At 74.2% G+C, this 7,316-nt stretch carries 2 protein-coding genes; both read right to left on the reverse strand.

The genetic code is table 11. From position 1 onward, the window contains the following. Window positions 1–7,044, reverse strand: a 7,044-nt coding sequence (locus QR77_RS00060; protein WP_150130526.1) for a type I polyketide synthase, incomplete at its 3' end; no start/stop codon positions are given. A 3-nt stretch (window positions 7,045–7,047) separates the two neighbouring features. Further along, on the reverse strand, window positions 7,048–7,316 hold a 269-nt coding region (locus QR77_RS00065), incomplete at its 5' end, for a hypothetical protein (protein WP_040019091.1).

Below are 7,316 nucleotides of genomic sequence, written 5' to 3' on the forward strand. Positions count from 1 at the left end.
GCGGCCCGATTGCAGGGTGTGCGCGACATCGGTGAGCCGCGGGCCCGCCGCGACGGTGTCCGCCGCGGCGGTGACCGCCGTGCGCGGCACGAGATCGGCCACGGCGTCGGCCACCGCCCCGATGGTGTCCGCCGTCACGGCGGCCTCGGGCAACTGGTCGACGCCCAGCTCCTCGGCGAGCAGCGCGTGGTAGCGGGCGCGCTCGGTCACGCCGAAGCCGCAGTCCACGAGGTCGGTCGCGAGGTCGAGGGTGTCCGCGTCCACCCCGGCCAGCTCGGCGGCAAGGCGCAGGCCGACGCGGCCGGCTGCCGCCACCGCCTCCCGGGGCTCCCGTGCTTCATCCGGTCCCGCCGGCCCTCGCGAGGGCCGGCCGGTCAGGAACGCGGACAGGTCCGCCGCGTAGGCCCGCAGCCGATCCTCGTTCTTCGCGGAGAGGACGAGCAGTTGCTCCTGTCCGTCGTCCGCCACGGGCCGCGGTACGTCGGCCGGGCCGGCCTCCAGGTGCTCCTCCACGACCACGCAGGCGTTGGAGCCACCCGCGCCGAAGGAGCTGATGACGGCGCGCAGCGGCAGCTCGTGAGAGGCGCCGTCCACTCCGGTCCGCTCCTGCCGCACCCAGGGCTCGCGGGTCTGCTGCACCTCGAACGGGGTGGTGTCGAAGTCGATCTCCGGGTTGCGCTCCGCCGAGTGCAGTGACGGCACCAGGGTGCGGTGCCGGAGCTGGAGCAGGACCTTCGTCAGCCCCGCGATGCCTGCTGCCGCCTCCAGGTGGCCGATGTTGGCCTTCACCGAACCGATGGCGACGACGGGCCGGTCCGTACCGCGCCCCGCTTCGGTCCGTCCGCCGAAGACGTCGGCCAGTCCGGCGATCTCGATCGGGTCGCCGAGCAGCGTGCCGGTGCCGTGGGCCTCGACGTAGCCGACGGTGTCGGCGGCCACTCCGGCACGGTCCAGCGCTCCCCGGACCACGGCGGCCTGGGCGGTGGCGCTCGGCACGGTGTAGCCGCCCGCGTCGCCGACCGCGTTGACGGCAGAGCCGCGGATCACGCCGAGGACGCGGTCCCCGTCGGCGACCGCCGCGGCCAGCGGCTTGAGCAGGACGGCACCCACTCCCTCGCCGTCGACGAAGCCGTCGGCGCCGGCGCCGAACGCCTTGAGCCGGTCGTCGTGGGAGAGCATCCCGGCCTGTGCGAGGCCGCGCAGGTGCTTGGGGTGCAGGATCAGGTTGACGCCGCCCGCGATCGCGGCGGAGCACTCCCCGGTGGCGATGCTCTGGCAGGCCAGGTGGATCGCGGTCAAGGAGGACGAACACGCGGTGTCCACCGCCATGCTCGGACCGGTGAAGTCGAAGGAGTGGGAGACCCGGTTGGCGATCGACCAGTGCCGGGAGTGCGCGTCGGTCGGCACGCCGAGCGCGTTCGCCGCGCCGCTCATCCACTCGTAGTCGCTGCCCATGACACCGACGAACACGCCGACCGGGCCCCGGGCGGCGAGCGTGGCGGACGGGTATCCGGCGTCGTCCAGGGTCGCGGCCGCGGTCTGCAGGAACAGGCGTTCCTGGGGATCCATCGCTTCGGCGTCGGCGGGCGAGATCTGGAAGAACAACGGGTCGAACGCGTCGACGTCGTCGATGAATCCGGCCCACTTGCTGTAGGCGGCGGTTGCCCCCGCCGGGTCGAAGTGGGCGCTCGCGTCCCAGCGTTCGGCAGGCACCTCGCGGATGCAGTGCCGCGCCGCGGCGAGGTTGTCCCACAGCTCGCGGACCGTCCCGGCCAGCGGGTAGCGCCCGGCGACGCCGACGATCGCGACGCGGTCGTCCGCGCGCTCATCGGCCTCGGCCTCATTGACGGTGCCGGCGGGCGCGAGGTCGCCGTCGGACAGCTTCCCGGTGAGGAACCTGGCGAGGGCCCGGGTGGTGCGGTGCTCGAACACCATGGTCGCGGGCAGCCGCAGCGAGGTACGGGCGCTGAGCTTGTTGCGCAGCTCCAGCGCGGTCAGCGAGGTGAAGCCCAGGCGCAGCAGCTCGGCGTCGGGGTCGATCTCTTCGGCCGATCCGTACCTGAGCGCCGCGGCGACCTCGCGCCGCACCAGCTCGGCGACCACGTCCTCGCGGTCGGCCGCAGGGACGGCCCACAGACCGTCGCCTTCACCCTCGGTGGTGGTGCCGGCCGGTGTACCGGCGGTGGCGGTGACGGGCCGGGGGCGGCGGGGAGCCGGGGCGGGGACGCGCAGCAGCGGCGGCAGCGTGCCCGCGGCGGATCGCGCCGCCGTGCGGTCGAGGCGGACGGCGAGAAGGTGGGCCCGGTCCATGCCGAGCGCGGCGTCGAGCAGGGCGAGGGCCTCATCGGTGGCCAGCGGGAGGACACCGGCGTCGCCGAGCCGCGCCAGGTCGGCCTCGTCGAGGCGGCCGGTGAGGGTGCTGCGCTCCGCCCACAGGCCCCAGCCGAGCGAGAGGGCGGGCAGCCCCTGGGCGCGGCGGTGCTGCGCCAGCGCGTCGAGGAAGGCGTTGGCGGCGGCGTAGTTGCCCTGTCCGGCGGTGCCCAGAGAGGCGGCGACCGAGGAGAACAGCACGAAGGCCGTGAGCTCCAGGTCGCGGGTCAGCTCGTGCAGGTGCCAGGCTCCGTCGGCCTTGGCCGCGAGGACGGAGTCCAGGCGCTCGGGCGTCAGCGAGCCGATCACCGCGTCGTCGAGTGCACCGGCGGCGTGCACGACGGCCCGCAGCGGGCGGTCCTGCGGGACAGCGGCGAGTAGCTCGGCGAGCGCGTCGCGGTCACCGATGTCGCACGGCGCCGACGTGGCCGTCGCGCCGAGCGCGGTCAGTTCCTCGGCGAGCTCGGGGGCGCCCTGACGGCTGACGAGCAGCAGGTCGCGTACGCCGTGTTCGGCGACCAGGTGGCGTGCCACGAGGCCGCCCAGGGTGCCCGACGCGCCGGTGATCAGCACCGTGCCCCGGGTGGGGAGCGCCGGCGCGACGGGGCTGTCGGCCTGCTTCGCACGCACCATTCTCGGGACACGTATCTCGCCGTCGCGCAGGGCGAGTTGGGGCTCTCCCGTGGCCAGCAGGGTTGACAGGAGGCCGGAGAAGCCGTCGTTTTCGTCTCCCCCGTCACCGGCGTCGTCCGTGTCGATGCCGTCGTCGATGTCGTGGTCGATGTCGACCAGCACGATCCGGTCCGGGTTCTCGGTCTGCGCCGAGCGCACCAGGCCCCACACGGCGGCAGGGGCGGGGTCCACCTCCTCGGCGGTTCCGATGCCGGTCACCACGGCGGAGCGGGTCACCACGACCACGCGGCCGTCGCCGCCGTCCTCGTCGGCGAGCCAGGCCTGCAGCTCGCCGAGGACCTCGGAGGTCATCTCCCTTACTCTGTAGGGCTGTTCACCGTCCACGGCGGGGCAGCGCAGCACGGTGGCCTGTGTTGCGTCGCCCGTGCGGGAGGCGTCCGGACGCACGGGCACCCAGTCGATGCCGAACAGCGCGCTCCGGCCCGCGTCGAGGCTCATGCCGTCGAGCGGTCGCAGCGTCAGGGAGTCCGCCGTCAGTACGCCGCGGCCCGTCCCGTCGGAGATGCGCAGGGCGACGGCGCTGTTGCCCAGGGGGGTGATCCGGGCGCGCAGGCTTGACAGTTCGGCCGCCGCGTCCGGGTCGAGCCGGCGGACGCCGGTGAAGGAGAACGGCATGGCGGGGGTGGTCTTGAGGTCCAGGCAGTGCAGGGCGGCGTCGAGCAGGGCGGGCCGCACCGGCTCGGGCAGGGACACCTCGGCGTACAGCTCGTCGCCGTGCCGCCACAGGGACCGCAGGCCACGGAACCCGGGCCCGTACTCCAGTCCTTGCTCGGCCAGGTCGGCGTACCAGGAGGAAAGGTCCACACGCTCGGCGCCGACGGGCGGCCACGGCAGCGGGTCCTGCGTGCCGCCGGCCAGTGGTTCGGCGTCGGAAAGGGAACCGGTGGCGTGCAGCCGCCAGTCGAACTCGGGGGTGCGGGCGTGCAGGCGCAGCGGCCGGACGCCGGCGCCGTCGGCCGGCCCTGCGACGACCTGGACCTCGACCTCACCCTGCTCGGGGATCAACAGGGGTGCTTGGAAGATCAGTTCGTCCACCACTCCCCCAGCGTGAAGCGCCATCTCCAGCAGCGCGGTGCCGGGTACGACCGCCTGGCCCCGCACGCGGTGGTCGGCCAGCCACGGGTGGGTCCGCAGGGAAAGGCGGCCGGTCAGGACCGTCTGGCCGCTGTCCGCGAGTTCGACGGGTTCGTTCAGGAGCGGCCGCGGCGGCTGCAGCCAGTAGGACGTGGGCTCGAAGGCGTAGGTGGGCAGGTCCACGGCGACGGCGCCGGTGCCCTCGAAGGAGGGCCGCCAGTCCACGGGCACTCCGTGGGCGTGCAGATGGGCCATGGACAGGTGGATCTGCCGGGTGGAGTCCTCGTCGCGGCGCAGCGAACCGACCACCAGGGCGCGGCAGCCGGCGTCCTGCGCGGTCTCCTCGACGCCGAGCGCCAGGACGGGGTGCGGGCTGCACTCGACGAATGTCCGCTGCCCCTCTGCGAGGAGGCCCTCGACCACGGGGGCGAAGCGGACGGTGGTGCGCAGGTTCTCGTACCAGTACGCGGCGTCGAGACCGGCGGTGTCCAGGACCTGCCCGGTGACGGTGGAGTGGAAGGGGACGGAGCCCGGACGCGGGCTGATGCCGGCCAGGTCGTCGAGGATCCGGTCGCGGAGCCGCTCGACGTGCGCGGAGTGCGAGGCGTAGTCGACGGGGACGCGACGGGCCCGTATCTCCCGGGCCGCGCAGTGGGCGAGCAGCTCGTCCAGGGCGGCGGCGTCGCCGGAGACCACCGTGGAGCGCGCTCCGTTGACGGCGGCGACGAAGACCCGTCCCTCCCAGGGCTCCAGCAGGGCGCGGGTCGCGTCCAGCGACAGGGCGAGGGACACCATGCCGCCCTCGCCCGCGATCTCCAGGAGGGCGCGGGAGCGCAGGGCGACCACGCGGGCGCCGTCCTCCAGCGAGAGCGCGCCGATCGCGCAGGCCGCGGCGATCTCACCCTGGGAGTGGCCCACGACGGCGGACGGCACGACTCCGGCCGCGCGCCACACCTCGGCCAGCGAGACCATGACCGCCCACAGCGCGGGCTGCACCACATCGACCCTCTCCAGCGCCGACGCGTCGTCGAGGACGTCCCGCAGCGGCCGGGCGATTAGGCCGCTCAGGGCCTGCTCGCACTCGTCCATCCGCGCGGCGAACACCGGGGACGACTCGCGCAGGCCGCGGGCCATCCCGGCCCACTGGGACCCCTGGCCGGGGAACACCCACACCACGCCGGACTCGGGGAGGAGGGCGCCCTCCACGAGTGCGGGGGCCGGAACGCCGGCGGCCAGAGCGCCGAGCCCGTCCAGGAGTTCGGCGCGGTCCGCGGCGACGACGACCCCGCGGTGGTTCAGGGCGGCACGGGTCGTCAGCGTAGAGAATCCGACGTCGACCGGGCTCAGCCCGGGGCGGGCCTCGAGCCACTTCCGCAGCCGGCCGGCCTGGCGGCGCAGCGCGGTCCCGGTAGCGCCCGACACCGTCACCGGCACCACGGCCGGGGAACGGACCCCGGGTGCGGCCCCGTCGGTCTCGCCGGCCCCGTCGGTCTTCCCGGTCCCCGTGGTCGCCGTCGTCTCCTCGGCGGGCGCCTGCTCGATGATCACGTGCGCGTTGGTGCCGCTGGCCCCGAAGGCCGAAACACCGGCTCGGCGCGGACGGCCCGTCCGCGGCCACTCGCGCTGCTCGGTCAGCAGCTCCACCGCACCCGACGACCAGTCCACGTGCCGCGACGGATGCTCCACGTGCAGCGTCCGCGGCAGCACGCCGTGCCGCAGCGCCAGCACCGTCTTGATCACACCGGCCACACCGGCAGCGGCCTGGGTATGGCCGATGTTCGACTTCAACGAGCCGATCCACAGGGGCGTTTCACGGCCCTGCCCGTACGTGGCCAGCAGCGCCTGCGCCTCGATCGGGTCCCCGAGCGTGGTGCCCGTGCCGTGTGCCTCCACCGCGTCCACGTCTGAGGGCGACAGCCCGGCATCGGCCAGTGCCTGCCGGATCACCCGCTCCTGTGAGGGGCCGTTGGGTGCCGTGAGTCCGCTGGAGGCGCCGTCCTGGTTGACCGCGGAGCCCTGGATCACGGCCAGGATCCGGTGGCCGTTGCGCCGCGCGTCCGACAGACGCTCGAGGACCAGCACACCGACGCCCTCGGACCAGCCCGTGCCGTCGGCCGTGTTCGAGAACGCCTTGCACCGGCCGTCCGCCGAGAGGCCGCGCTGGCGCGAGAACTCCACGAAGGTCGTCGGAGTCGACATCACCGCCACGCCGCCGGCCAGCGCCAGCGAGCTCTCCCCCGACCGCAGCGAAGCCGCCGCCAGATGCAGCGACACCAGCGACGACGAACACGCCGTGTCCACCGTCACGGCGGGCCCCTCGAACCCGAACGTGTACGAGACACGGCCGGACGCCACGCTCGGCAGACTGCCGGTGAGCAACTGCCCCTCGAAGCCGCCCGTGCCCTGCCCGAGGCGCGAGGCGTAGTCGCTGTACATGACGCCCGTGAAGACGCCGGTGCGGCTCCCGCGCAGCGAGGGCGGGGCGATGCCCGCGCGCTCCAGCGCCTCCCAGGAGGCCTGGAGCAGCAGCCGCTGCTGCGGGTCGGTCGCCATGGCCTCCCGGGGGGACATCCCGAAGAACCCGGCGTCGAACTCCGCCGCGTCGTACAGGAATCCGCCCTGCCGCGTGTAGCTCGTGCCAGGCTGCTCCGGGTTCGGGTCGTACAGGCCCTCCAGGTCCCAGCCGCGGTTCGCGGGGAACTCCGACACGGCGTCCACGCCGTCGACGGCCAGCCGGAACAACTCCTCGGGCGACGTGACGCCGCCGGGCAACCGGCACGCCATGCCCACGATCGCGACCGGCTCGTGGCTCGACGGCCCCGCCTGCGCTTCGGCCAGCCTCTGGCGAGTGTCACGCAGCTCGGTGGTGACCCGCTTGAGGTAGTCGAGCAGCTTCCCGTCGCTCATGTTTCAGGGCCTTCCCAGCTCATCGTCGATCAGAGAAAAGAGTTCGTCCGCGTCGGCCGCGGCAATCTGCTCGTCATGCGGCACCTCCACCGGGTCGGCAGGCTCCGGTCCGACGGCCACCGCCCCCAGGAGCTCCAGCAGGCGGTCGGTGACGGCGGCGCGCAGTCCGTCGTCACCGACGCCGGTCACGCTGTGCGCGAGCCGGTCCAGGTCGGCGAGGACCGGGGGTCCGGCCGGGGGCGGCTGCGGTGTGTGCGGGGCCGCGGGTGGCC

Source organism: Streptomyces sp. 150FB, assembly GCF_000818195.1.
Taxonomy (GTDB): Bacteria; Actinomycetota; Actinomycetes; order Streptomycetales; family Streptomycetaceae; genus Streptomyces.